The sequence below is a fragment of the Streptomyces longispororuber genome (genome assembly GCF_024448165.1).
In the GTDB taxonomy this organism is placed as follows: Bacteria; Actinomycetota; Actinomycetes; order Streptomycetales; family Streptomycetaceae; genus Streptomyces; species Streptomyces longispororuber_A.
On record NZ_JAMOLN010000052.1, the window covers coordinates 1 to 22401 of the forward strand.

22 protein-coding genes and 1 pseudogene are annotated in these 22401 nt (G+C 72.4%); 9 read left to right on the forward strand and 14 right to left on the reverse strand.

Annotation, left to right across the window (positions count from 1 at the left end; translation table 11 throughout):
• From M4J07_RS17010 to M4J07_RS17035, 6 genes are all read right to left on the reverse strand, one after another.
• On the reverse strand, window positions 1-155 hold a 155-nt coding region (locus tag M4J07_RS17010; RefSeq protein WP_255972806.1), incomplete at its 3' end, for a zf-HC2 domain-containing protein.
• Between the two features lies 1 nt (window position 156).
• Window positions 157-789: an RNA polymerase sigma factor gene (locus M4J07_RS17015; RefSeq protein WP_374215052.1), complete on the reverse strand. Its 633-nt coding sequence runs from the start codon at window positions 787-789 to the stop codon at window positions 157-159.
• Window positions 790-844: 55 nt separating this feature from the next.
• A complete protein-coding gene (locus M4J07_RS17020; protein ID WP_255972735.1) occupies window positions 845-1930 on the reverse strand; it encodes an aminotransferase class V-fold PLP-dependent enzyme in 1086 nt (361 codons plus the stop codon).
• An 82-nt stretch (window positions 1931-2012) separates the two neighbouring features.
• Window positions 2013-2729: a DsbA family oxidoreductase gene (locus tag M4J07_RS17025; RefSeq protein WP_255972737.1), complete on the reverse strand. Its 717-nt coding sequence runs from the start codon at window positions 2727-2729 to the stop codon at window positions 2013-2015.
• Between the two features lie 115 nt (window positions 2730-2844).
• A complete protein-coding gene (locus M4J07_RS17030; protein ID WP_255972739.1) occupies window positions 2845-3453 on the reverse strand; it encodes a DUF1349 domain-containing protein in 609 nt (202 codons plus the stop codon).
• Window positions 3454-3457: 4 nt separating this feature from the next.
• Window positions 3458-4999, reverse strand: a complete 1542-nt coding sequence (locus tag M4J07_RS17035; protein WP_255972741.1) for an aldehyde dehydrogenase (NADP(+)) — start codon at window positions 4997-4999, stop codon at window positions 3458-3460.
• 138 nt (window positions 5000-5137) lie between these two features.
• On the opposite strand from M4J07_RS17035, the gene M4J07_RS17040 reads away from it, so the two are divergent.
• From M4J07_RS17040 to M4J07_RS17060, 5 genes are all read left to right on the forward strand, one after another.
• Window positions 5138-5932: an IclR family transcriptional regulator gene (locus tag M4J07_RS17040; protein WP_255972742.1), complete on the forward strand. Its 795-nt coding sequence runs from the start codon at window positions 5138-5140 to the stop codon at window positions 5930-5932.
• Between the two features lie 85 nt (window positions 5933-6017).
• Window positions 6018-6962 carry a hypothetical protein gene (locus tag M4J07_RS17045; protein WP_255972744.1) on the forward strand — a complete coding sequence of 315 codons (945 nt, stop codon included), beginning with the start codon at window positions 6018-6020 and terminating at the stop codon, window positions 6960-6962.
• On the forward strand, window positions 6959-8236 hold the full coding sequence (locus M4J07_RS17050; RefSeq protein ID WP_255972746.1) for a sensor histidine kinase: 1278 nt from the start codon (window positions 6959-6961) through the stop codon (window positions 8234-8236). The genes M4J07_RS17045 and M4J07_RS17050 overlap by 4 nt, the downstream gene beginning before the upstream one ends.
• A gap of 41 nt (window positions 8237-8277) precedes the next feature.
• Complete coding sequence (locus M4J07_RS17055) at window positions 8278-8895, forward strand: response regulator (protein WP_255972808.1); 618 nt, start codon at window positions 8278-8280, stop codon at window positions 8893-8895.
• 65 nt (window positions 8896-8960) lie between these two features.
• Window positions 8961-10421 carry a penicillin-binding transpeptidase domain-containing protein gene (locus M4J07_RS17060; RefSeq protein ID WP_255972748.1) on the forward strand — a complete coding sequence of 487 codons (1461 nt, stop codon included), beginning with the start codon at window positions 8961-8963 and terminating at the stop codon, window positions 10419-10421.
• A gap of 4 nt (window positions 10422-10425) precedes the next feature.
• On the opposite strand, the gene M4J07_RS17065 is transcribed toward M4J07_RS17060, so the two are convergent.
• Window positions 10426-10962 (reverse strand): hypothetical protein, encoded by a 537-nt coding sequence (locus M4J07_RS17065; RefSeq protein ID WP_255972749.1) that lies wholly within the window; start codon window positions 10960-10962, stop codon window positions 10426-10428.
• A gap of 179 nt (window positions 10963-11141) precedes the next feature.
• Between M4J07_RS17065 and M4J07_RS17070 the strand changes: the two genes are divergently transcribed.
• The 3 genes from M4J07_RS17070 to M4J07_RS17080 are packed head-to-tail and all read left to right on the forward strand — an operon-like array spanning window position 11142 to window position 13457.
• Entirely contained in the window at window positions 11142-11732 is a 591-nt protein-coding gene (locus M4J07_RS17070; protein ID WP_255972750.1) for a SigE family RNA polymerase sigma factor, read from the forward strand.
• Window positions 11729-12565: a hypothetical protein gene (locus M4J07_RS17075; protein ID WP_255972752.1), complete on the forward strand. Its 837-nt coding sequence runs from the start codon at window positions 11729-11731 to the stop codon at window positions 12563-12565. Before M4J07_RS17070 ends, M4J07_RS17075 begins: the two co-directional genes overlap by 4 nt.
• Before the next feature lie 58 nt (window positions 12566-12623).
• Window positions 12624-13457: a pectate lyase gene (locus M4J07_RS17080; protein WP_255972753.1), complete on the forward strand. Its 834-nt coding sequence runs from the start codon at window positions 12624-12626 to the stop codon at window positions 13455-13457.
• 69 nt (window positions 13458-13526) lie between these two features.
• Here the strand turns inward: M4J07_RS17080 and M4J07_RS17085 are convergent, their stop codons facing one another.
• A complete protein-coding gene (locus M4J07_RS17085; protein WP_255972755.1) occupies window positions 13527-14321 on the reverse strand; it encodes an HAD family acid phosphatase in 795 nt (264 codons plus the stop codon).
• Window positions 14322-14573: 252 nt separating this feature from the next.
• On the opposite strand from M4J07_RS17085, the gene M4J07_RS17090 reads away from it, so the two are divergent.
• Complete coding sequence (locus tag M4J07_RS17090; protein ID WP_255972757.1) at window positions 14574-14834, forward strand: hypothetical protein; 261 nt, start codon at window positions 14574-14576, stop codon at window positions 14832-14834.
• Between the two features lie 43 nt (window positions 14835-14877).
• Here the strand turns inward: M4J07_RS17090 and M4J07_RS47905 are convergent, their stop codons facing one another.
• From M4J07_RS47905 to M4J07_RS17120, 6 genes and pseudogenes are all read right to left on the reverse strand, one after another.
• Window positions 14878-16182 carry a pectate lyase family protein gene (locus M4J07_RS47905; protein WP_305127812.1) on the reverse strand — a complete coding sequence of 435 codons (1305 nt, stop codon included), beginning with the start codon at window positions 16180-16182 and terminating at the stop codon, window positions 14878-14880.
• Window positions 16183-16338: 156 nt separating this feature from the next.
• Window positions 16339-17463: a pectinesterase family protein gene (locus tag M4J07_RS17100; RefSeq protein WP_255972759.1), complete on the reverse strand. Its 1125-nt coding sequence runs from the start codon at window positions 17461-17463 to the stop codon at window positions 16339-16341.
• A 208-nt stretch (window positions 17464-17671) separates the two neighbouring features.
• Window positions 17672-18991: a pectate lyase family protein gene (locus M4J07_RS17105; protein ID WP_255972762.1), complete on the reverse strand. Its 1320-nt coding sequence runs from the start codon at window positions 18989-18991 to the stop codon at window positions 17672-17674.
• 46 nt (window positions 18992-19037) lie between these two features.
• A complete protein-coding gene (locus M4J07_RS17110; RefSeq protein WP_255972764.1) occupies window positions 19038-19859 on the reverse strand; it encodes a rhamnogalacturonan acetylesterase in 822 nt (273 codons plus the stop codon).
• Between the two features lie 102 nt (window positions 19860-19961).
• On the reverse strand, window positions 19962-21311 hold the full coding sequence (locus M4J07_RS17115) for an ABC transporter substrate-binding protein (protein ID WP_255972766.1): 1350 nt from the start codon (window positions 21309-21311) through the stop codon (window positions 19962-19964).
• 51 nt (window positions 21312-21362) lie between these two features.
• Window positions 21363-22376 (reverse strand): annotated as a pseudogene (locus M4J07_RS17120) (pectate lyase family protein); the annotation flags it as partial.
• Window positions 22377-22401 lie beyond the last annotated feature (25 nt).

Sequence of the window (22401 nt, forward strand, 5' to 3'; positions counted from 1 at the left end):
ACCGTGGTGCGGAGGCGTTCCGCCTCCGCCGCGCACTCCTCGCAGTCCGCCAAGTGGGCCGGGACCAGGCGCTGTTCGGCGGGCGGCAGGGCGTGCACGGCCCAGGCGCCGAGGAGTTCGCGCACCGACGCGTGGTCGTGGGCGTCCGTCGTCATGTCACGCGCCCCTCTCGTAGGCCGGGTCGGGCGGGTCCGCCAGGGTTTCGGCCAGGCGGTGCAGGGCCGTGCGCAGGCGGGTCTTGGCGGTGCCTTCGGGGATGCCGAGTTCGGCCGCCGCCTGACGGTACGTCCGGCCCGCGAAGTACGCCAGGTGCACCACCTGCCGTTGCGGCAGCGGGAGTTCGGCCAGGGCCGAGTGGAGGAGGAGGCTGCGCTCGCGGTCCACGACCCGTTCGTCGGGGCCGGGCTCGGCGGCCGGGATGGCGTGCAGGACCTCGTCGTCGGCAGCGGCCGCCTTGCGGTGCCGGGCCTCGCTGCGCACCCAGTCGACCGCGCGCCGGTGGGCCAGCATGGACAGCCAGGTGCGCAGCGAGCCGCGGCGGGCGTCGAAGGCGTAGGGCCGGGTCCACAGGTGGGCGAAGACCTCCTGGGCGACGTCGTCGGCGGCGCCGGCCGAGCGGGTCACCCGGACGGCGACGCCGCGGACCAGGCCCCCGTAGGTGTCGTACACCTCGGAGAGCGCGCTCTCGTCGCCGTAGACGAGGCGCTGGTGCAGATCGGCGTCGCGCGTCCGTTGGCCTGTCCGGTCCACCGGGTCGGTCGGGTCAGTGCGAGCCACCGGCACCACCACCTTCAGGCCCCTTCCTAGCGTCCGGCGGGGCCGGACGCCAGGGGTCGGGGCGGCTTCAGCCGGTGAGCGCGTCGAGCAGCCGGTCGACGTCGGCGACGGTGTTGTACAGATGGAAGGAGGCCCTCAAGTTCCCTGCCCGGTCGGAGAGTTCGATTCCGAGCTCGTGCAGCGCGGACCGGCGCACGCCGAGTCCGGGGACCGACACGATCGGGGAGCCGGGCGCCGGGACGGGCTCGTGCCCCAGTGCGGCGAGGCCGTCCCGGAACCGGTCGGCCAGGGCGAGGTCGTGGGCGCGGATCGCGTCGGGGCCCAGCTCCTCGATGAGGGCGAGGGAGTGCCGGGCACCCGTGTACGACAGCAGGCCCGGCGTCTCGTCGAACCGGCGGGCGGAGCGGGCGAGTTCGGTGACGGGGCCGTAGCAGCTGTCCCAGGGGCGCTCCCCCGCGACCCAGCCGCCGAAGACGGGGTCGAGGGACTCCAGGTCATCGGGGCCGACGAAGAAGGCCGCGCCGCGCGGGCAGGTGAGCCACTTGAAGGCGACGGAGGAGACGTAGTCGGCCGCGGCGGCGTGCTCGGCGAGCGGGAACCAGCCCGCGGCCTGCGAGGCGTCCACGTAGAGGCGGGCGTCGTGGTCCCGGGTCGCGGTGCGCAGCGCGGCGAGGTCCGCCACCCGGCCGTCCGCCGACTGGGCCGCGCTGACCGCGACCAGGGCCGTGCCGGGCCGGACGGACTCGGCGAGCGCGTCCAGCGGCACGATGCGCACCTTGAGGTCGCGGCGCACGTGGAAGGGGTTGATCGTGGAGCTGAACTCGCCCTCCGCCGTGAGGACTTCGGCCCCCTCGGGCAGTGACGCGGCGATCAGGCCGGTGTAGACGGCGACGGAGGCGCCCGTCGCCACGCGGCCGACCGGCACCCCCGCGATCCGCGCGAAGGCGGCCCGCGCCTCCTCCACGTCGGTGAAGAGGGAGTCGATGGGGCCGCCCTGTGCCATGGCGGTGACGGCGTCGCGGACGGCGTCGGCCGCGCGCCCGGGCAGCAGTCCCGAGCTGGCGGTGTTCAGGTAGGTGGTGGCGGGGGTGTACTGGGCGCGGACCAGTTCCAGGTCCAGGACGGGGCCGTGGTGCTCACCGGAGGTCTCCATGGCACCACTGTGCCCCGCCGCCAACTACCCGTCCATTGCGAATAATTGAGCAGTATCCCTAAGGAACCCTTATCGGTCCTGGTCAGGCGCCCGGGACCGCGCAGCCGTCGGGGCCGCAGGCGTCGCCGCCGCCGGCGCTGTCGATGACGGTCAGCGGGGAGCGGGCGCCCCACGCCTGGGTGAGGGCCTGGGTGAAGACCTCGGCGGGCTGGGCGCCGGAGACACCGAACTTGCGGTCGAGGACGAAGAACGGCACGCCGTTCGCGCCCAGCTCGGCCGCCTCGCGCTCGTCGGCGCGCACCTCGTCCGCGTAGGCGGTGGGGTCGGCGAGGACGGCGCGCACCTCGGCCTCGTCGAGGCCCGCCTCGACGGCGAGCCGGACGACGTGCTCCTCGTCGGCGAAGACGGAGCCCTGGTCGGCGAAGTTGCCGCGGTACAGGGCGTCGATCATGGCGTCCTGGACGCCCTTCTCGTGGGCGAGGTGGAGCAGCCGGTGCAGATCGAAGCTGTTGCCGTAGTCGCGGCCCTCGGTGAGGTAGGGCAGGCCGAGGGCCTCGGCCTGCCGGCCGAGCCCCTTCTCGTTCTCGGCGGCCTGGGCCTCGCTGATGCCGTACTTCTTGGCGATGTGCGGGACGACGAGCCCGGTGTCGCCCTTGGCGACGGTCGGGTCCAGCTCGAAGGACCGGTGCACGACCTCGACCTCGTCCTTGTGCGGGAACGCGTCGAGGGCCTGCTCGAACCGGGACTTGCCGATGTAGCAGAACGGGCAGTTGATGTCGGTCCAGATCTCGACGCGCATGGGGGTCTTCTCGCTTCAGCCGGTGTCGTACGGGCGCAGGGGGTGCCCTGCGCCCCAGTACAACCGGATGCCGCCTCCGCTCATTCCCGGCCCACGAGGGCCGGGAACGAGGAGGTCAGGAGCCGTCGCGCAGCCCTTGCGGCCAGTTCGGGCGGAATTCGATGCCGTCGTACGTGACCACGCACCCCTCCCCCACCGGGGACTGCGCCAGGAAGCCCACGTGGGCCGCCGCCGCGGACTTCTCGTCGCCCAGGGAGAAGATCCGGACGAAGGTCCACTTCTCACCGTCGAGCGAGGCGTGGAACGCGAACGCGGCGCCGGTGCGGCTGATCCGCAGCCAGACCGAGGACCCGGTCACCACGAAGGCGTTCGCGTCGTCGGAGTGGCCGCGGGTGACGACCGTACAGATCGTCGGCTCGTCCGGGGAGCGCTCGAAGCAGAGCTTCGCCCACTCCCGGTCCCCCACGTGGAGGTAGAGGACGCCCGCGTCGAACGCCGCCTCGAAACCGACCGTGACCCGGGCGATCAGCTGGAAGTCGCCGACCGGGTCCCCGAGCAGCCGGGGCGCGTCGGAGGCCGGTTCCAGCGCGTCACCGGTCGGCGGCACGAAGCGGTCCTGGCGGGGGCCCGCCCAGCCGGTGAGCGTCCCGTCCTCGTAGGACCAGTGGCCGTCGGGGCCGTAGGTGCGCAACGGGAAGGGCAGCTCGGGGAGTCGGAGTTCCATGCCCTCAGTTTTCCAGGCGGCCGTCGTAGCGACGCGGCAGCCCCAGGGGGTTGTCGTCCCGCAGCTCCGGCGGCAGCAGCGCCTCCGGCGTCGTCTGGTACGAGACCGGGCGCAGCCAGCGCTCGATGGCGGTGCCGCCCACCGAGGTGGAGGTGGAGGTCGTCGCCGGGTACGGGCCGCCGTGGTGCTGGGCGGGGGCGACGGCGACGCCGGTCGGCCAGCCGTTGACCAGGACGCGGCCGGCCAGCGGGGTCAGCTCGGCGAGGATCTCGGTGCCCCGGCCCTCGCCCGCGGCCTCGCCGGCCGACAGCTGGACGGTGGCCGTGAGGTTGCCGGGGAGGCGGGAGAGGACCGCGGTGATCTCGTCGGCCGTCTCGTAGCGGGCGACGACGGTGACCGGGCCGAAGCACTCCTCCAGGAGCAGGTCGTGCGGGCCGCCCTGCTGCGCGAGGTGCGCGGCCGGGACCGTGAGGAAGCCCGGGCTGACCGTGTGCTCGCTGCCCGCGCCCGGGGTCACCGGGGCGTCCACGTCGGGCAGCTCGGCGCGCTCGGCGACGCCGGCGATGAAGTTGTCGCGCATGCGGTGGTCGAGCAGGACGCCGGCCGCGGTGTCGCTGACGGCGGCCGTGAGCGACTTGACCAGGCTGTCGCCCGCCTCGCCGCGCGGCGCGAAGACCAGGCCGGGCTTCACGCAGAACTGGCCGACGCCGAGCGTCATGGATCCGGCCAGGCCGGTGCCGATCTGCTCGGGGCGCTCGGCGGCCGCGGCCTCGGTGATCACGACCGGGTTGAGCGAGCCCAGCTCGCCGTGGAACGGGATCGGCACCGGGCGGGCCGCCGCCGCGTCGAACAGCGCCCGGCCGCCGCGTACGGAACCGGTGAACCCGGCCGCCGCGACGAGGGGGTGCTTGACCAGCTCGACCCCGGCCTCGAAGCCGTGGACCAGGCCGAGCACGCCCTCCGGGATGCCGTGCTGGACGGCGGCCCGGCGGATCACGGAGGCGACCAGCTCGGAGGTGGCCGGGTGGTCGGGGTGCGCCTTGACGACGACCGGGCAGCCGGCCGCGAGGGCGCTCGCCGTGTCGCCGCCGGGCACCGAGAAGGCGAAGGGGAAGTTCGACGCCGAGTAGACGGCGACGACGCCCAGCGGGATCTTGTAGCGGCGCAGGTCCGGGATCGGCGGCGTCGCCGTGTCGTCCGGGTGGTCGATGACGACACCGAGGAAGGCGCCCTCGTCGACGATGTCCGCGAACGCCCTCAGCTGGAAGCAGGTGCGGGCGAGTTCACCGGTGAGCCGGACGGGGCCGAGCGCGGTCTCCGCGTCCGCGGCCTCGATCAGGTGGGCCCCGGCAGACCCGGCCTCGTCGAGCAGGTCGGCCGCCGTGCGCAGGAAGGCGGCGCGGACGGTGCGGTCGGCGAGGGCGGCGCGGGCGTCCTGGGCGGCACGGACAGCCTGGTCCACTTCCTGGGCCGTGGCCTCGACCGCAACCTGCTCCCGCTGCTTCCCGGTTCGGGGGTCGACACTCCAGACTGGTGCTGCTGCCACGACTGCCACGACGGATTTCCTCCAGCTTTTCTCGCGGCTCGCAGGACGGGCCCCGAGGGTCGTTCGATATACTGAACGCTGTCTCTGATGATGAACTCTACGGAGACTATTTCTCGTCGAACGAAGGGGTCAAGGGCGATGTCGGCAGGCGAGACGGGGGCGGCAGCGGGCGCCGGAGCGGGTGGCGCACAGGTCAAGTCGGCGGTGCGCACGGTCGAACTGCTCGAATACTTCGCGGGGCGGCCCGGTATGCACTCCCTGGCCGCGGTCCAGGAGGCCGTGGGCTATCCCAAGTCCAGCCTCTACATGCTGCTGCGCACGCTCGTGGAGCTCGGCTGGGTGGAGACCGACGCGACCGGGACGCGGTACGGGATCGGGGTGCGGGCGCTGCTCGTCGGCACCTCGTACATCGACGGCGACGAGGTCGTGGCCGCCGCCCGGCCCACCCTCGACCGGCTCTCCGACGACACGACCGAGACCATCCACCTGGCGCGGCTCGACGGCACGAACGTGGTGTACCTGGCGACCCGCCAGTCGCAGCACTATCTGCGGCCCTTCACCCGGGTCGGGCGCCGGCTGCCCGCGCACTCCACGTCGCTGGGCAAGGCGCTGCTCGCCACCCACACCGACGAGCAGGTCCGCAAGATGCTGCCGGAGACGCTGCCCGCGCTGACCGAGCACACGATCACCGACCGCGAGAAGCTCATCGAGGAGCTGCACGTGGTGCGCGAGCAGGGGTTCGCCGTGGACCGCGAGGAGAACACGCTGGGGCTGCGCTGCTTCGGCGTGGCGATCCCCTACCGGACCCCGGCGCGGGACGCCATCTCCTGCTCCGTGCCGGTGGCCCGGCTGACGCCCGCGCACGAGCAGATGGTGAAGGACGCGCTGTTCGACGCCCGGGACCGGCTGACGCTGGCCACGCGCCGGCTCTGAGGGACGGCCGGCCTCCGCCGCGCGGCGGAGGGGGATCCGCACGGGGCAGGACGTCCGGCGTGCGCGCCGGGACCAGCCTGGACGTATGACTCCCACCACCCGTTCCGTCCTGCGCGCCGGCGCCGTCCTCGCCTGCGTTCCCTACCTCGCCCTGAAGGTCGCCTGGATCGCGGGCGGCCGGATCGGCATCCCCGACGGGAGCGCGCTGCTCGACCACCGGGGCGTCATGGCCGCCGCCAACGCCTTCACCGTGCTGCTCGACGGCGCGGTCGTCGTGCTCGCGCTGCTGCTGACCCGGCCGTGGGGACGGCGGGTGCCCGCGTGGTCGCTCGCCGTGCCGATGTGGGTGGCGACCGGGCTGCTCACGCCGATCATGACCGGGTTCCCCGCGCAGCTGGCCGTCCAGGCCTTCGCCGGGTCGACGCCCGCGGCGAAGGAGCGCGAACCGTTCCTCGACGACTGGGTGTTCGCGGTCGTCTACCCGGCCTTCATCGTGCAGGGCCTCTGTCTGGGCGCCCTGTTCGTCGACTACGCCCGGCAGCGGTGGGGACACCTCTGGCAGGGCCGGGTGCGGGACCTGGCCGGGCCCGCGCCGCGCGGCGCCGCCGTGGTGGCCGCCCTGCTCGCGCTGTTCCCCGGGGTGGTGCACCTGCTGTGGGCGGTCGGCGCCGGCACCGGGCTCAACGCGGCCCGTGCCGACAGCAGGACCAGCGACTTCTTCGTCATGGAGGCCCTGAACGTGCTGTACCTGGCCACCGCCGTCGCCGGCGGACTGCTGCTGGCGTTCCGGCGGGGCCGGGACCTGCCGGTGAAGGTGCCGCTGGCGATGGCCTGGGTCGGGGCGGGCGCGGTGGCGTGCTGGGGCGGCTGGCTGGGGCTCGCCTCGCTGATCGGCGTCGCCGACGCTGCCGACCGGCCCACGGCGCTGATGAACCTCACCTACGCTGGGCAGATGATCACCGGTCTGCTCGTCGCCTCCGTCGGGGTCCGCTGCTTCGCCGCCCGCGCGCAGACCCCCGTACGGGCATGAGACGCGCCGCCCGCGTCCTGTTCGGGCGGGTCGCCCGCCGCCGGTGGGTGCATCTGATCCTCGGCGGCGCGCTCGCGATGCCGTACGTGCTGGTGGGCTCGGTCGTCGTCGGGCCGCTGGTCGGCGCGGACGACGTGTTCACCGATCTGCCGCTCCAACTCCTGTCGTTCCTGGTCGGGTTGCCGCTCGCCGCGGTCACCGCGCTGTTCCCGCTGACCCGGCCGATGTCGGTGGCCGCCGTACGGGCGCTGTGCTCGGTCGACGGCGGGGCGCTGGCGGACGGGCCGCCGCGCAGCCGGGCCGCGCGGGGCCGCACCGTCGCCTGGTTCACGCTGCACCTGGGGCTGGGCGGGGTGCTGAGCGGGATGACGCTGGCGCTGCCGCCGTTCGCGGTGGCGCTGATCGCGCTGCCGTTCTTCCCGGGGCTGCGGGACTCGAAGCCGGCACTGCCCGGCGTCCTGCAGCACGGCTGGGCGCTGGTGCTCGCGCCGGTCGCGGGCGCGCTGATGCTGGTGGCGCTCGCGGCGGTCGCGGCGCTCGCCTCGGGGCTGCTCGCCCGGTGGGCGCCCGCGCTGCTCGGGCCGACCCCGGCGGACCGGCTCGCGGCGGCCGAGGCCCGCGCCGCCGATCTGGCCGTGCGCAACCGGCTCGCACGCGAACTGCACGACTCCGTGGGGCACGCGCTGAGCGCGGTCACCCTCCAGGCGAGCGCCGCGCGCCGGGTGCTCGACAGCGACCCGGACTTCGTCCGCGAGGCGCTGGCGGCCATCGAGGACACCACCCGCCGCACCGTGGGTGAACTCGACGCCGTCCTGGGCGTGTTGCGGGCGGCGGGCGACGCCTCGGACACCGCGCCCGCGCCCACGCTCGCCGACGACCTCGACGGTCTGCTGCGCCGCACCCGGGCCGCCGGTCTCGACGTGTCGGCGCGGGTCGACGTCGATCCGGCCACCGTCCCGCCGCTCGTCTCCCGGGAGGCGTACCGGATCGTGCAGGAGGCGCTGAGCAACGCCCTCAAGCACGCGGGGACCCCGCTGGGGCTGCGGCTCGTCCGGGACGGCGACGCCCTGCGCGTCACCGCCGAGAACGCGCTGCCCGCGCACCCCGTCGCCCCGGCCCGCGCGGGCGGCGGCCACGGCCTGTCCGGTGTCGCGGACCGGGCCCGGCTGCTCGGCGGCAGCGCCACGGCCGGGGCCGACGACTCCGGCACGTGGCGCCTCGACGTACGACTCCCCCTGACCGGCCCCGCCCCGAAAGGACCCACGGCCCCGTGACCGAGCAACCCCTGCGCGTCGTCCTCGCCGACGACGAGCGCATGGTCCGCACCGCACTGCGCGCCATCCTGTCCGCCGAGCCCGACATCGACGTCGTGGGCGAGGCGGCGACCGGCGCCGAGGCGGTCTCCGTGGTGCGGGAGCTGCGGCCCGACGTGGTCCTCATGGACGTACGGATGCCGGAGGTGGACGGGATCCGGGCGACCGAGCAGATCCTGCGCGGCGCGGCGGAGGGCGCGCCGCGCATCGTCGTCGTCACCACCTTCGAGAACGACGCGTACGTGTACGAGGCGCTGCGCGCGGGAGCGGCCGGGTTCCTGCTGAAGCGGGCCGACGCCGACGCGCTGGTGGGGGCGGTGCGGCTGGTGGCGCGCAGCGACAGCCTGCTCTTCCCGGCCGCCGTGCGGGCGCTGGCCGCGGAGCACGCCACGCGGCAGGCCGTCGCGCCCTGGGTGGCGCGGCTCACCGGGCGGGAGAGCGACGTGCTGCGGCTGATGGCGGCCGGGCTGACGAACGCGGAGATCGCCGGCCGGATCGGGGTGGGCGCCGCCACGGTGAAGACGCACGTGGCGGCGGTGCTCGCGAAGACCGGGGCGCGGGACCGTACCCAGGCGGTGATCGCCGCGTACGAGGGCGGCTTCCTGCGGCGGGACGCGTGAGAGATTTCTGAGAAAAGCAGGACCATCGGAACGAATCGATCGGCTTCGCTCGTCTTCTGTGCGGGATGAACAAGACGATCAGGCGCGCCTCGGTCTTCACGCTGCTGCTCATACTCGCCCTGCTGGTCAGGGCGACCTGGGTGCAGTTCTACGACGGCCAGGCCCTCGCGGACAACGACAAGAACCGGCGGAAGACGATCGCGCAGTACGCGTATCCGCTGGGCGACATCATCGTGGGCGGAAAGGCGGTGACCGGCTCGGCGAGAACGGGAGGCAGCAGTGACCTCGCGTACAAGCGGACCTATGAGGACGGCTCGCTGTACGCGGCGGTGACCGGCTACACGTCGCAGGTGTACGGCGCGACGCAGCTGGAGTCGATCTACCAGGGGGTGCTCGACGGCACCGACGTCCGGCTGAAGAACCCCCTGGACACGCTCACGAACAAGCGCGCCGACCCCGGTGACGTGGTCACGACGATCGACCCTGCCGTGCAGAAGGCCGCGTACAAGGCGCTCGGCGACAAGAAGGGCGCCGCCGTCGCGATCGACCCGGACACCGGGAAGATCCTCGGCATGGTGTCGACGCCCTCGTACGACCCGTCGAAGATCAGCGGTTCGGGCGCGTCGGACGCGAAGGCGTGGAAGGCGCTGGCCGACGACGAGGACTCGCCGACCACGAACCGGGCGCTGAAGCAGGCGCTGCCGCCGGGCTCCACGTTCAAGCTGGTGGTCGCCGCGGCCGCGCTGGAGGACGGCCTGTACGGGTCGGTCGACGAGAAGACCGACTCGCCGAACCCGTACCTGCTGCCGGGGACCAGCACGTACCTGAAGAACGAGAGCGCGAGCGCGCCCTGCGAGGACGCGACCATCCGGACCGCGCTGCAGTACTCCTGCAACAACGTCTTCGGGAAGCTGGCCGTCACCCTCGGGCAGGACAAGGTCAGGGCGATGGCCGAGAAGTTCGGGTTCGACGACGCGAAGCTGGACGTGCCCGTGCGGGCCGCCGAGAGCGTGTACCCGTCCGGCATGGACAAGGCGCAGACCGGGCTCTCCGGCATCGGCCAGTTCGACGTCACGGCCACGCCGCTGCAGATCGCCATGGTCTCCGCGACCATCGCCAACGGCGGGAAGCTCGCCTCGCCCCACATGGTGTCCGAGGTGACCGACGCCGACGGCGACGCGATCACCAGCTACCCGGACTCCGACGACTCCCGGGTGGTGAGCGAGTCGACCGCGTCGCAGCTGCAGTCGGCGATGGAGACGGTGGTGTCGAAGGGCACCGGTACGAACGCGCAGATCCCGGGGGCGACGGTCGGCGGCAAGACGGGCACGGCCCAGCACGGCGAGAACAACAGCCAGACGCCGTACGCCTGGTTCACGTCCTACGCGAAGGACGACTCGACCGGGAAGAAGGTCGCCGTCGCCGTGCTCGTGGAGCAGTCCGACGCCGCACGCTCCGAGGTGAGCGGGAACGGGCTGGCGGCGCCGATCGCGAAGGCGATGATGGCCGCCGCCCTCGCCGGATAGCCGCTCAGCGGCGGCGCGACCACCACGGACGCCGCTTCCGCTCCCGCACCGGTTCCGCGGGAGCGGGCGGCGGCGCCTTGGGGCGCTTGTACCAGGCGTACACGACCCAGGTGCCGCACGGCTCCCAGCCGTCGTGGGCCAGCTCCGCGTCGCGTGCGCCGCGGTCACCGGGCACGACGTCGCGGCGGTACTCCCAGTACCGGGGGCGCTCGGGGTTGCGGCGGCTGACGAAGCGGCCGAGCGCGTCGATGTCCTCGACCTCCCAGCCGTCGTCGCCGAAGCGGTCGAGCAGGGCCTGGTCGGCATAGGTGTCCGCGGACCAGCGCCAGCTCTCGAAGCGTTCGTCCGCCGTCGCCTGCCCGGGGGCCAGCCGGCGAGCGAGTTCGGCCGCCGGGCCGAAGGCGCCGGCCGGGTCCGCCGGCCCCGGTCCGCCGTGGTGCGCCCCGAGTTCGGCGACGGTCGCCGCGGCGTGCTCGGGCGGCAGGCCGCGCGTGCGCAGGAGCCGGGCCAGCTCGTCCCAGTACGCCGCGTGGGCCGTCATCCCGTGCCCCTCCTCGTGTTCCGCGTGCGATGTGCGTCCCCCACATTTTCCCCTGCGGCGGAGTGGCCGGAACGGGACGCTCCGAGATGTCCGGTATCACGGACGCCCTTCGAACCGTCGTACGGAACGCTGGTACTCTCTCGCATCCCGTCGGGCCGCACAGTGAGGGAGGGATCAGCGTGGGCACCGTCGTGGACGACGCCTCCTCCGCCGAGTTCCATGCCTTCTTCGAACGGCATCACGCCGAACTCGCCCGCCTCGCCCACCTGTTGACGGGCGAGCCGGACGCCGCCGACGATCTCGCGGCCGATGCGCTGCTCGCGCTCTGGCACCGCTGGGACCGGGTCAGGGCGGCCGAACACCCCGTCGCGTACGCGCGCGGCGTCGTCGCCAATCTCGCCCGCACCCGGATCCGCAGCGCGGTCCGCGAACGGCGCCGGGTCGCCCTGTTCTGGTCGGGGCGCCAGGAGCGCACCGAGGGACCGGACGTCCCGGCGGTCGTCGACGTCCAGGGCGCGCTGCGGGAACTTCCGTTCCGCAAAAGGGCCTGTGTGGTGCTGCGGCACGCCTTCGACCTGTCGGAGAAGGACACGGCGCTCACCCTCGGGATCTCGGTCGGTACGGTGAAGAGCCAGACGTCGAAGGGCCTGGCCGAACTGGAACGCCGACTCGGCCAGGCCTTCGGTCCTGGCGGGGTGAACGAGCGGACGCCCCGGCGCGTACCCGCGGTGGGCGCGCGGATCGACGCCACGGAAGGAGGCGGGCGATGAGCGACGACCTGCACCAGCAGCTGCGCGAGGCGGCCGACGCGCACCGTCCCGACCGTGCGCGGATGCTCGCCCGCATCGAACGCGGTATGTCCGAGGCGCCCGGATCGCGCGACGTCCCGCCCGAGCGGCACGGACCGGCCGTCGGCTGGGTGCGGATCGCCGGGGTCACCGCCGGGGTCGCGGGCGTGCTCGCCGTGGGCGGGTTCGCGGTCGGCGCGGCGCTGCGCCCGGACGAGGCCCCGCAGCAGAAGGTCGCCGTGTCACCGACGCCCACCCCGTCGCCGTACGCCACCTCGCGCGCGCCCCGGCCGTCCGCGTCGTCGGACCGGGGAACCCCGTCGGCACCCGCCACCGCGCCGGACCGCTCCGCCTCCGCGCCCGCGAAGCCGTCGGCGAGCTCCGGCGCCGACGACCACGAGCACCCGGCGCCGACCGCCCCTGACACCTCCGACGGGCCGCTGTGGTCGGACGGCTCCGTCGACCGGGGGTCCAACGACTACTGGGCGCAGAGCAACGTCACCTTCAAGTCGAAGGAGCAACTCTCCACGCTGACCGTGGAGTTGAGGATCGCCCAGACCGGGAAGGTGGCCGACACGGGCAACTGGCGCTCGCTGCCCGCCGAGGACTTCGACGTGTCCGTCGCCGAGCGGGACGGCTTCCTGGTGTACCGCTGGGTGCTGAAGCCCGGCCGGACGGTGCCGGCCGGCGAGTACGTGTTCGCGGGCCAGTACGACCACGCCTCCGGCGGACGGGACGCGGCCGACGACGCGTACGCGGTGTCGGCGCGCACAGATGCCGGTGAACGGGCCGCCGTGGGCGGGGACTTCGCGTAGCCCCGAAAGTGCGGCGGCCGGGCGGCAACCCTTCCGCGCGGCACGGCGACTAGGGGGCATGACCAAGAAAGCCAACCAACCCCCACGTCACCGCCGCCGCGCCACCAGGGGCCGCGTCACCATCGGCGCCCTGGCCGCGCTCGCGCTCACCGGCGGCGCCCTCGCCACGAGCGGCATGCTCAGCACCGCGGGCGCCGCGACCGCCTGGCCGGAGGCCAAGGGCACCCAGGCCGTGAGCAGCACGATCTCGGTGTCGGGCACGCTCGACGGCGGCTACAAGCGGTACTACGGCTCCGGCGACCTCGGCGGCGACGGCCAGGACGAGGGCCAGGACCCGATCTTCGAACTGAAGGACGGCGCCACCCTCAAGAACGTCATCATCGGCTCCCCCGCCGCCGACGGCGTGCACTGCGCGGGCAGTTGCACGCTGCAGAACGTCTGGTGGGAGGACGTCGGCGAGGACGCCGCCACCTTCAAGGGCAAGTCGACGTCGTCGGTCTACACGGTGTACGGCGGCGGCGCGAAGTCGGCCTCCGACAAGGTGTTCCAGTTCAACGGCGCCGGCAAGCTCGTCGTGACCAAGTTCCAGGTGTCGAACTTCGGCAAGCTGGTCCGCTCCTGCGGCAACTGCTCGACCCAGTACAAGAACCGCAACATCATCGTCAACGACGTGGACGTGACCTCGCCGGGCAAGTCCATCGTCGGCATCAACTCCAACTACGGCGACACCGCGGCGCTGCGCAACATCCGCATCCACGGCGACAGCAGCAAGAAGATCAAGCCGTGCGTCCGGTACGAGGGGAACAACACCGGCGCCGAGCCCAAGGAGGTCGGCAGCGGCCCCGACGGCACGTACTGCCAGTACACCGCGTCCGACCTGAGTTACGACTAGATCGCTGATCCCGGGCCACTCGGAACCGAGACGCCCCCGCCGGTGGGACCCGGCGGGGGCGTTCTCCCGTCAGCTGACGTAGTACGTCGGGTTGGGGAACTTGTACGTGCGGTCGGCGTGGCCGCCCTCCAGGTCGGAGTACTGGTCGCCGAAGTTGCCGACGATGTCGTGGCCGAGGGACTCGATGTGCTTGCGGGTGCCCGCCTTGTACTGGACCGTGGTGCAGTTCCAGGCGGCGGGGGTGGCGCACGAGCTCAGGTAGGCGGGCGGGTTGGCCTTGTCCTTGAGGAAGACGTGGCCGGCGTCGAGGTTGACGTCGATGCCGACCTTCTTGAGGTTCTCCACGGCGGCCGCGCGCTGCGACTCGCCGAGTCCCGAGTTGTAGAAGACCTCGACGCCCTTCGACTCGGCGTAGGCGATGAGCTCGGGGGTGCCGAACACGGCGGGCCGGTCGGCCTTGTTGACGTACTCCTTCCAACTGGCGTCGTTGTAGACGTAGTTGGTCTTCTTCTCGTAGTCGAGGCTGAGCAGCAGCGTGTCGTCGATGTCGAAGACGACGGCGGGCCGGTCGCCCTTGCCGTGGTACTTCTTCGCGGCCTTGGCGATCTGCTTCCTGGCGCCGGCCTGGACCCGGGCGAGGTCCTGCGCGTACTGACTGTCGGCCGAGGCCTGCCAGACGCCGTCGGCGTCCTGGGTGGCCCCGTAGTAGGAGTCGATCTCCTTCACCAGGAGGCCGATGTTGTGGGGTTCGGCGGTGCTGTGACCAGTGGTGGGACCCGCGTCGGCGGAGCCGACGACGGCGAGCCCCGAGAGGGCGAGGGCGGCGACCGTCGCGGTGGCGGCGGCGAGGTGGCGCTTGCGCATCGGTGACGTGATCCGAATCTGGCCGTGGGGCCGTCGGGGACAGGAACTCCCTAGAGGGTTCCTGCAGGTTGCGGCATGTCTACGCGCATCACATCAGCTGTGCGGCACCCTTTACCCGATCGATACCGATGGTGCGGCAATCACGGCCATTGCCCAGGTCTGAACCTCGCTTGACCTGGTGTTGAACCCGGCCATCTAAGGTCAGCAGCACACGCACGAACCAGCCGGAGAATCAGCGAGGACGAGACCACCGTGACTGCCGGAACCACCTTCGCCGCCGCGGGTCACGGGCCGTCGCCCGTGATTCTGGGCGCCTTTCTGCTCGGTGGACTCGTGGCGGTCTGGACCGGTGTGAACTGGGCGCTCGATCTCCGCGGGATCAGCACCCGGCGGGGTGCCGCGGCGCCCACGGTGTTCGCGCGGCCCGGCTATCTCCGCCTGCTGGGCGCGCTGATGGCGGTCGCGGGACTGCTGCTGATCCTCGTGGCGTACGCCCTGTGGCACCTGGGATGAGGCGGCGCGGGGCACTCCCCCGCCCCGGCCGCCTCCGGGTCGTTCAGCGGCGGGGGCCCGCGTGGTGGGTGACGTACGCGGTGACGGCCGGTGCGGTGGGCCGCAACCGGTAGGCGTAGCCGGGGAGTCGGCGCGGGTTCCAGCCGGTGTCGGGGGTGTAGCCGGGGCCGATGGCGGCGGCCGCCCGGGCGTCGAGGTGGGCGGGGCGGCCGTCGATCCAGGAGCCGTCGTCGTGGAAGGCGGTGCCGCCGTAGGCGCCGACGACGGTCGGGGCGCCGTCCCCCGGCTCGTACGCGAAGACGTTGCGTTCGCTGACGACGGCGGATTCGACGCCGACGCCGAGCGCGTACTCGGGGCGGGCGCCGGTGTAGAGGTTGTTGTAGGCGTGCACCTGGCCGAAGCGGACGCGGGGGGCGCGCTGCACGATGTCGTGGAACCAGTTCCGGGCGAAGGTGATCTTCAGTTTGCCGCGGTCGCGGTCGCCGCGGCTGTCGCCCGAGCCGATGAGCAGCGCCTTGTCGTGGTCGGTGAAGCGGCTGTCGGCGACGGTGATGAAGTTCGAGCCGTCCTCGATGTCGAGGAGTCCGTCGTGGCGCTGGACGGGCTTGCCGTGGAAGCCGGTGGGGGCCTTGGAGTCGGGGTGGCGGCCGTCGGTGAAGGTGCAGTGCTCGACGAGGATGCGGCTGCCGGTGACGACGGTCATCGCGTCGAAGCGGGCGTTCCAGTTGCCGCTCGCGCCGTCGTCGGGCGACCAGGTGGTGAAGTGGTCGACGGGCGCCTCCAGTTGGAGGTCGCGGACGACGATGTTGGTGCCGGTGTTGACGGTGAGGAAGACGCCGAGGAGGCGGGCCCCGTGGACGCCTTCGAGGGTGGTGTTGGCCGGGACCGTCAGCTGGATCTGGAGCTTCTGCCGGTTGGAGCCGGTCTGGCGCAGCTGGCGCTGCTGCTTGCAGTCGTCGTACCGGGTGTCGGACCATTCGGCTCCGTCGGGGCCGAAGCACGCCATGTACCGGGTCCGGTCGTAGCCGGGAGCGTAGTCCTGTTCCCCGAGCAGCCGGCCGCTGCCGTCGTCGGCCTCGGCGCCGTCGATGTCGACGGCGACCCGGATGATCTTGGGTGCGGTGGGTGCGCCGTGGTTGGCGAGGGCCTCCTTGAGTTCGGCGCGGGTGCGCACCGTCCATACGGAGGCGGGGTCGGCGCCGGCGCCGCCGGTGACGGTGCCGCCGTCGGCGCCGGCCCAGCCCTCGACGGACGGGACGGGTTCGGATGCGGGTGCCGGGGCGGCGGCGGGCAGCAGGAGGGTCGCGGCGACGGCCGCGAGGGCGGCGGGGATGGTTCGACGAAACATGACGTGCGGGTCCTTTCGTCGGTGGGGGGTACGGACGGGTGGCCCTACAGGACGTCGTCCAGCCGGGCGAGGACCGCGTCCTGCACGGGGGCGGCGAAGAGGTCGAGGTGTTCCGCGGCGTCGGCTCCCGCCCCGAGGCGGCGGCGCCCGGTCGCCTCACGCATGGGGCCGCCACTCCCCCAGGTACGTCGCGCGGGTGTGCTCGGCGGCCTGGGCGGCGGTGAGCTGGGGCCGGTTCGCGGGGACGGTGATCGCGGCGCCCGGGCCGGTGTTCCGGTACTCGGCGAAGCGCTGGTCCTGCCACGGGAAGCCGGCGGACATGGTGGCGTAGGGGGAGACCGCGTCGATGCCGGCGCCGAGGTGGGTGTCGCGGACGACGAGCGCGGGCCGGGCGGTGGTGTCGGAGCTGGGCACCCAGGGGCGGGCCAGCTTGTAGAAGGCGTCCGGGGCGGTGGAGGTGACGCGGCTGCGGGTGACCAGATAGCCGCGCGGGTTGGCGCCGGCGGTCGAGGGCGCGAACACGAAGCCGTGGGGCGGGCCGGCGAGGTCGGTCCTGGCCAGGGTCCGGAAGTGGCAGCGGTCGAGGACGGCGGTGGCCCGGCCGAAGACGAAGTCGACGTCGCCCTCGACATGGCAGTCGCGGAAGTACTGGCGGGCGAAGGCGGTCAGGGACGTCGAGTCGGCGTACAGGGTGTCCTGGTGGCCGAGGAAGCGGCACCGGAAGAACGCCGAGCGGTCGCCCTGCACCTTGAGCGCGACGGCCTGGGTGCCGGCGATGCCGGGGTGGTCGGCGCGCAGCCAGTCGTTGGCGAAGGTGAGCGCGTGCGCGGTGAAGCCGTCGGCGCGCAGGGTGACGGTGGCCGAGCCGGTCGTGCCGTAGGTCCCGGATCCGTCGGGCTTCGGGGTACCGGCGGCGTTGTCGTACACCACGACGGTGTCGCGGGGGTCGTCGGAGGCGCCGATCCAGGTCGCGCCGGTGGCGGTGGCGGGGGCGGAGACGGTCTCCCGGTAGGTGCCCGGGGCGATGACGAGGGTGTGTCCTTCGCCGGTCGCGGCGTTCGCGGCGGCCTGCACGGTGGTGAAGTCGCCGGCGCCGGCCGCGTCGACGTAGAGCGTCCGCTCGGTGAGGCGGGCCTTCGGCGATCCGTAGCGGCCGAACGGGCGGTTCCTTCTGTCGGCGGCCGTGGCGGGGGTCGTGCCGAGGCCGGCGAGGGCGAGGGCGGCACTCCCTCCGAGGAACCCTCTCCGGGTCGGGGAGCGGTGGGGCGGGTTCGGGTTCATGGCGTGCTCCTTCGGGGCCGGGTCGGTGTGGTGGGCGGGTGCGGGTGCGTGGGGGCTGGTCGCGCAGTTCCCCGCGCCCCTGGAGCAGGCGGCTGCGCCGCAGCTCCATCGGGCGCCCCTGAGAGGCCGCACGAAGTGCGCCTCTCAGGGGCGCGGGGAACTGCGCGAGTAGCCCCCACGCAGTCGGGCTTTCAGGGACGCGGCGAACTCAGCGGAGCGCTTGGGCTCCGGCTCCCCCGGACACGATCCGCGGCACCGCCTTCGCCGGGTCGACGTGGCCGCGCAGGACCGGGGTCCAGCCCGCGCCGGAGGCGAGCGTCTCCTCGGGGATCTCGGCGTTGTGGACGGCGACGAGATCGACCGGCTTGCCGTTCACGAGGTTCCCGTCCGCGGTGATCGGCGCCTCGGACCACTTCTTCAGGATCTTCGCCGGGCTCACCCCCGCGGCCAGCGTGAACGCGTTGTGCTCGGCGACGATCTGCGACTCCTTGCCGACGCCGAACGAGTAGCTGAAGTCGCCGTCGCCCACGAAGTGGTTGTTGTACGAGTCGACCTGCCCGAAGCGGACGCGCGGCGCGCGCTCGACCAGGTTCCTGAACAGGTTGTGGTGGAACGTGACCTTGAGGTGTCCGCGGTCGATGGCGGTGGTCGCCGCGTTGTCGCTGTTGCCGACGAGGATCGTCTTGTCGTGGTCGGCGAAGACGTTCCAGGAGGCGGTCACGTGGTCGGCGCCCTTGACGACGTCGAGTTCGCCGTCGTGCTGCTGGAAGATCCGGCCGTAGTAGCTGGGCAGCGTCGAGTCGGGGTGGGCACCGTCGGTGAACGTGTTGTGGTCCATCCACACGTGCGTGGAGCCGTTGACGACGGCCGAGTCGTACTCGGAGTTCCAGTTGCCGTCGGCGGTGTCGGTGGGGTCCCACTGCGGGAAGCAGTCGAGCGGGGACTCCAGGGTGAGGCCGCGCACGATGACGTTGTCGACGCCGCCGATCTGGAGGCTGCCGCCGACGATCCCGGGGTTCTTGCCGACGCCGATGATGGTGGTGTTGGCGGGGACGTCCGCCTTGATGGCCGCGGCCTGGCGCGCGGCGGACAGGTTGCGCAGGTACTCCTGGGTGCCGGGGGTCTGCTTCTGCTCCTCCAGGTCGGTGTCGCGGCCCCAGACGGCCGGGTCGTAGTCGGCGAGGTACTGGTCGAAGTCGTAGCCGTCGACGGCGAAGTCGTCGCAGGTGGCGCCGTCCGCGTCGAGGGTGCCCTTGATCTTGATGATGCGCGGCGCGGTGCCGTCCTGGGCGAGGGCGGCCCGGAACCCGTCCCAGGTGGTGACGGTGTGGACGCGGTCGGGCGCGGCGGCGGCGCCGCCGGTGGTGCCGGTGCCCTCGGCGGCCCAGCCGTCGCCGGCGGGCAGCACCTGGCGGGCGAGGTCGCGGCCGTGGGCCTGGGCGGCGCCGGTACCGGTGACGGCGAGCACCAGGGCGGTGCATCCGACGATCCCGGCTATGACACGCCCATGACATATCTGTGTACGCACTGTGCGGCTCCTCAAGCGGGGTGAACTCACAAGGAACGGAAGGGGATCAGGCGGGTGTCGTACCGGGCAGCCAGGTCAGCCGGGACTGCCATACCTGTGCCAGCTCGTCGATCTCGCGGCCGAGCCGGCGCACGTCGCGGGCCGGCAGGACCCGGGCGCGCAGCAGCTCGCGGGCGGCGAGGCGGGCCACGGCGATGGCGCCGGGCGGGTTGAAGTGGGTGTTGTCCTGCTCCGTCGCGGTCCAGTTGAAGTAGACCTTCGTCTGCTCGGCGCCGAGCTCCTGCCACAGCGCGAGGGAGAGCGCCTCGACGTCGAGCAGGGCGACGCCCTCCTCCTTCGCCAGGGCCCGCATCGCCGCCGGGTAGTCGCCGTGCGTGGGCAGGGCGGTGCCGCTCGCGTCGAACTTCCGGCGCTCGACGGAGGTCGCGAGCACCGGGCGCGCACCCTTGGCGCGGGCCCCGTCGAGGTACAGCTTCAGATACTGCTGGTACGTCGACCAGGGCTCCGTGTAGCGCGTGGGGTCGGCGCTCTTCTCGTCGTTGTGCGCGAACTGGACGAGCAGGAAGTCGCCGGGGCGGATCGCGGCGAGGACGGCGTCGAGGCGGCCCTCGTCGACGAAGCTCTTCGAACTGCGGCCGTTGACGGCGTGGTTGGCGACCTCGATGCGGTCGGCGAGGAAGAGCGGCAGGGCCGTGCCCCAGCCGGTCTCGGGCTTGGCGTCGGCGTACTTCTGGGCGGCGGTGGAGTCGCCCGCGATGAACAGGGTGCGGCGCCCCGGGGCGGTCCCGGCGGCGGCCGGGGACGCGAGCGCCGCCGCCAGGGGCAGGGCCGCGAGCGCGGCCAGCGTGGTTCTTCGAGTGGTCGACACGACGGCGTGCCGTCCTTTCGTGAGGGGGCCGGCGGCGGGAGCGGCGCGACGTGAGGCATCCCGCGGCCGGCCCGGTCGAGCGGGCGAGGGCAGGGGAACGGGCTAGTTGGCCTGTTCCTTCCACTCCGCCTGCGCCTTGTTCAGCTGCTCGGCGAGGGTGTCGAGGAACTGCTTGGCGGTCTGCTTGCCGAGGAGCACCTTCTGGAAGTCGTCCTCGTTGTCGGCCTTGGAGATGGTGTTCCAGTCGGGCAGGTAGTACGGCAGCTGCACGATCTTGGTGGAGCCGGACTCCAGGGCCGCGGCGGCGAGCTTGGTCGGCTCGGACTTCTGGACCCAGTCGTCCTTGGCCGCCTCGGTGTTGGCCGGGATCTGCTTGGCCGACTCGTTCCACTTGCTGTTCTCCGCGTGCGAGGCGGCGAACTCGATGAACTGCCAGGCGGCCTTCTTGTTCTTGCTCGCCTTGAACAGGCCGAGTCCGTCGACCGGGTTGGAGACCTGCACGCGGGTGCCGTTGTCGCCGGTCGGGTTGGGCAGGCCGCGGAACTTGTCGCCGAACGCCTTCACGTGGTCGCCGTAGGAGCCCAGGTTGTGGCTGAGCATGCCGATCTTGCCGTTGTCGAACTGCGAGACCATCTTGGTGAAGTCGTTGTTGACGTCGGCGGACGGCGTCGCCTTCTTGTACAGGCCGGCGTACTTCTGCAGCGCCGCGACGTTCTTGGGGTCGTTGACCGTCGTCTTGGTGTTGTCGGCGTCCCAGAACGAGGTGATGCCGCTCTGGCCGTACATCACGTCGAGCGCCTGGGCGATGGAGCCCTCGCCGCCGCGGATGGTGTAGCCGAACTCGTTCTTGCCGGTGGCGGTGAGCTTGGTGGCCGCGTCGAAGAACGCGGTCCAGGTCTCGGGGGCGTCCAGGCCCGCCTTCTCGAAGAGGTCGGTGCGGTAGTACAGGACGCCGTTGTTGGCCGAGGTCGGCACCGTGTACAGGTCGGATCCCGAGCCGCCCGCCGCCTTCACCGACTCCAGGAAGGCGTTGTTGAGCTTGCCGTTGAGGGAGCTGGTGGCGAGGCGGTCGTCGAGCGGTTCGAGGGCCTGCTGCGCGGCGATGCCGGCGAGCATCGCGGTGCCCACGCCGCCGACGTCGGGCAGGCCGCCGCCCTGGATGGCGGTGTCGTACTTGGACTGCACGTTCTCGGCGGGGATGCCGACGTACTTGACCTTGATGTCCGGGTACTTCTTCTCGAAGTCCTTGATGATCTCCATCCAGACATCCCGGCGCACCGCCGTGTTGTTGTCCCAGAAGGTGATCTCGCCCTTGCCCGAACCCTCGTCGCCCTTGCCGCCGCCACCGCTGCTGCCGTCGTCGCCGCAGGCGGTGGCGGTGAACGCGAGGACGGTGGTCAGGGCGAGGGCGGTGCCGGTGCGGAGCGCGCCTCTGCGCGTACGGATGTTCATGTTCGGCTCTCTTCTTCCGGTCTCTTCTGCTGGATCCGACTAGGGGTTTCTCAAGGAGGCCTGGGGGCCGGAGAACTTCTTCACCAGGGCGGGCACGGCGGCGGCCGGGTCCAGGTGGTAGCGGTACTGGGCGCGCGGGTCGAAGGCGTCGCCCCAGGCGTCGGTGCGGCCCGTGGTGTTCTTGAGGATCGAGCCGCGCTGCACCAGTTCGGCCGTGGCGTCGGCCTGGTAGGGGTGCTGGACGCTGTCGTAGTAGCTGTTCTCGATGACCATCTCGGTGCGGCCGCGGGACCAGTTGCCGTACGTCCATACGGGGTCACCGGGGTCGTTCTGGGCGGTCAGGTAGTTGTTGTAGAGGTGCGCGTACCGGCAGTTGTCGGCGGACGGGTTGCGCTGCTTGGTGCCGGTGAACCAGTTGTGGTCGATGGTGATCTTGGTGATGACGTTGGTGGTCCAGCCGATGCCGAACGTCTTGTTGTTGTTCTCGAACCGGTTGTAGGAGACGGTGACGTAGTCGCTGTCCTTGCGGATGTCGAGCTGGCCGTCGCAGATGTTCGAGAACCGGTTGTGGTCGATCCACACGTGGTCGGCGGTGTCCATCTGGATGCCGTCGAAGTCGGTGTCCTTGCAGTCCCAGTTGCCCTCGATCGCGGAGTCGCGGATCGTGAGGTTGCGGATGATGACGTTGCTGGTGCCGGGGTTCAGGTGGAGTTCGCCCTGGACGAGTTCGCCCCGTGTGCCGACGCCGACGATCGTCTTGTCGGAGGCGACGACCACGTTCGCGCCGAACGGCTCGGCCGTGATCGTGGCGGCGACGCGGATGACGTAGGGCTCCTCGGCGGCCGCGTACTTCTCCAGGTCGGCCTGGGTGGTGACGGTGACGACCCGGCCGCCCGCCCCGCCGGTGGTGCCGCCGGCGAGGGAGGCGAAGCCGTGGGCCGTGGCGGCGAAGCGGTCGGGCGGTGCCGCCTGCGCCGACGGGCTCAGGGTGGTGAGTCCGAGGGTGGCGGCGAGGGCCGCGAGGGCGGCTCGGGTCCGGTGGCGCTCGTTGCGGTGGAGGTGCATCGTCGCGGCTCCCAACAGGCGTACG

Excerpts from the sequence above, each read along its gene's own strand:
- M4J07_RS17115 (WP_255972766.1), bottom strand. The coding sequence starts at position 21,311 with ATGAACATCCGTACGCGCAGAGGCGCGCTCCGCACCGGCACCGCCCTC.
- M4J07_RS17055 (WP_255972808.1), top strand. The coding sequence starts at position 8,278 with ATGGTCCGCACCGCACTGCGCGCCATCCTGTCCGCCGAGCCCGACATC.
- M4J07_RS17100 (WP_255972759.1), bottom strand. The coding sequence starts at position 17,463 with ATGAACCCGAACCCGCCCCACCGCTCCCCGACCCGGAGAGGGTTCCTC.
- M4J07_RS17045 (WP_255972744.1), top strand. The coding sequence starts at position 6,018 with ATGACTCCCACCACCCGTTCCGTCCTGCGCGCCGGCGCCGTCCTCGCC.
- M4J07_RS17020 (WP_255972735.1), bottom strand. The coding sequence starts at position 1,930 with ATGGAGACCTCCGGTGAGCACCACGGCCCCGTCCTGGACCTGGAACTG.
- M4J07_RS17075 (WP_255972752.1), top strand. The coding sequence starts at position 11,729 with ATGAGCGACGACCTGCACCAGCAGCTGCGCGAGGCGGCCGACGCGCAC.
- M4J07_RS17025 (WP_255972737.1), bottom strand. The coding sequence starts at position 2,729 with ATGCGCGTCGAGATCTGGACCGACATCAACTGCCCGTTCTGCTACATC.
- M4J07_RS17065 (WP_255972749.1), bottom strand. The coding sequence starts at position 10,962 with ATGACGGCCCACGCGGCGTACTGGGACGAGCTGGCCCGGCTCCTGCGC.
- M4J07_RS47905 (WP_305127812.1), bottom strand. The coding sequence starts at position 16,182 with ATGTTTCGTCGAACCATCCCCGCCGCCCTCGCGGCCGTCGCCGCGACC.
- M4J07_RS17085 (WP_255972755.1), bottom strand. The coding sequence starts at position 14,321 with ATGCGCAAGCGCCACCTCGCCGCCGCCACCGCGACGGTCGCCGCCCTC.
- M4J07_RS17040 (WP_255972742.1), top strand. The coding sequence starts at position 5,138 with ATGTCGGCAGGCGAGACGGGGGCGGCAGCGGGCGCCGGAGCGGGTGGC.
- M4J07_RS17060 (WP_255972748.1), top strand. The coding sequence starts at position 8,961 with ATGAACAAGACGATCAGGCGCGCCTCGGTCTTCACGCTGCTGCTCATA.
- M4J07_RS17050 (WP_255972746.1), top strand. The coding sequence starts at position 6,959 with ATGAGACGCGCCGCCCGCGTCCTGTTCGGGCGGGTCGCCCGCCGCCGG.
- M4J07_RS17030 (WP_255972739.1), bottom strand. The coding sequence starts at position 3,453 with ATGGAACTCCGACTCCCCGAGCTGCCCTTCCCGTTGCGCACCTACGGC.
- M4J07_RS17080 (WP_255972753.1), top strand. The coding sequence starts at position 12,624 with ATGACCAAGAAAGCCAACCAACCCCCACGTCACCGCCGCCGCGCCACC.